This window comes from Pseudomonas sp. HMWF006, from assembly GCF_003061205.1.
GTDB classification, from domain to species: domain Bacteria; phylum Pseudomonadota; class Gammaproteobacteria; order Pseudomonadales; family Pseudomonadaceae; genus Aquipseudomonas; species Aquipseudomonas monsensis.
Genome location: NZ_QAIU01000582.1, coordinates 3063 through 3998, shown reverse-complemented (window position 1 = coordinate 3998; position 936 = coordinate 3063). Strand labels below are relative to the sequence as shown.

General features: G+C 61.5%; 1 protein-coding gene and 1 pseudogene. One reads left to right on the top strand and one right to left on the bottom strand.

Annotated features, from left to right (window positions below):
- Positions 1 to 281: pseudogene (locus tag DBR24_RS34000) on the bottom strand (ribosome biogenesis GTPase RsgA); the annotation flags it as partial.
- A 107-nt stretch (positions 282 to 388) separates the two neighbouring features.
- Here DBR24_RS34000 and orn point away from each other — a divergent pair.
- On the top strand, positions 389 to 931 hold the full coding sequence (gene orn / locus DBR24_RS26755; RefSeq protein WP_003221098.1) for an oligoribonuclease: 543 nt from the start codon (positions 389 to 391) through the stop codon (positions 929 to 931).
- Positions 932 to 936 lie beyond the last annotated feature (5 nt).

The following is a 936-nucleotide window of genomic DNA, read 5'->3' as shown; positions in this document are numbered from 1 at the left end:
TTGCCGGCACGCCAGACGACTGTGTCGCCGGTTACCAGCGCGGGCAGGTTGGCGCGCAAGTGGCAGCGGAACACCTGACCGGCCTGATCACCGTCAACAGCTTCGACCTCGACCTGCACACCGAAGTGGGCGATTACCAGGCCTGTTTGTTCCGGGCCAAGGTCGCCGCCCTCAAGGGCTTCGACCGCCGAGGACTCGCGTTTGGCGGCGCGGGCGGCGCGCTCGCCCTGAATCTTTTCGATGCGCCAGTTTTGACGACGATTGAGTTGGCGTTTGGCCATGGGTGTTCCGTCTGAAGAATGCAGCGATTAGGTAAAACGGCCGCGAGTTTAGCACGCCCGGGCACTGGCCTAGGCTAAACTGCGCAGCATTGCCTAGGAGCCCGAATATGCAAAACCCGCAGAACCTGATCTGGATCGACCTGGAAATGACCGGTCTGGATCCGGAAAACGACGTCATTATCGAAATGGCCACCATCGTCACCGACAGTGACCTCAATACCCTGGCCGAAGGCCCGGTGATCGCCATTCACCACAGCGACGAAGTGCTCGCCCGCATGGACGAGTGGAACACCCGCACCCACGGCAACTCCGGCCTGACCCAGCGGGTGCGCGACAGCCGCATCAGCATGGCCGAAGCCGAGGCCGAAACCATCGCGTTCCTGGAGAAGTGGGTGCCGAAGGGCAAGTCGCCGATCTGCGGCAACAGCATCTGCCAGGACCGGCGCTTCCTTTATACCCACATGAAAGCGCTGGAAAGCTACTTCCACTACCGCAACCTCGATGTCTCCACGCTCAAAGAGCTGGCCGCACGCTGGGCGCCGGATGTCCGCGACAGTTTCAAGAAGGGCAGCACCCACTTGGCGCTGGACGACATCCGCGAGTCGATCGCCGAGCTGCAGCACTACCGCAAGCACTTCATCAAGTTCTGACTTCG

Excerpts from the sequence above, each read along its gene's own strand:
- orn (WP_003221098.1), top strand. The coding sequence starts at position 389 with ATGCAAAACCCGCAGAACCTGATCTGGATCGACCTGGAAATGACCGGT.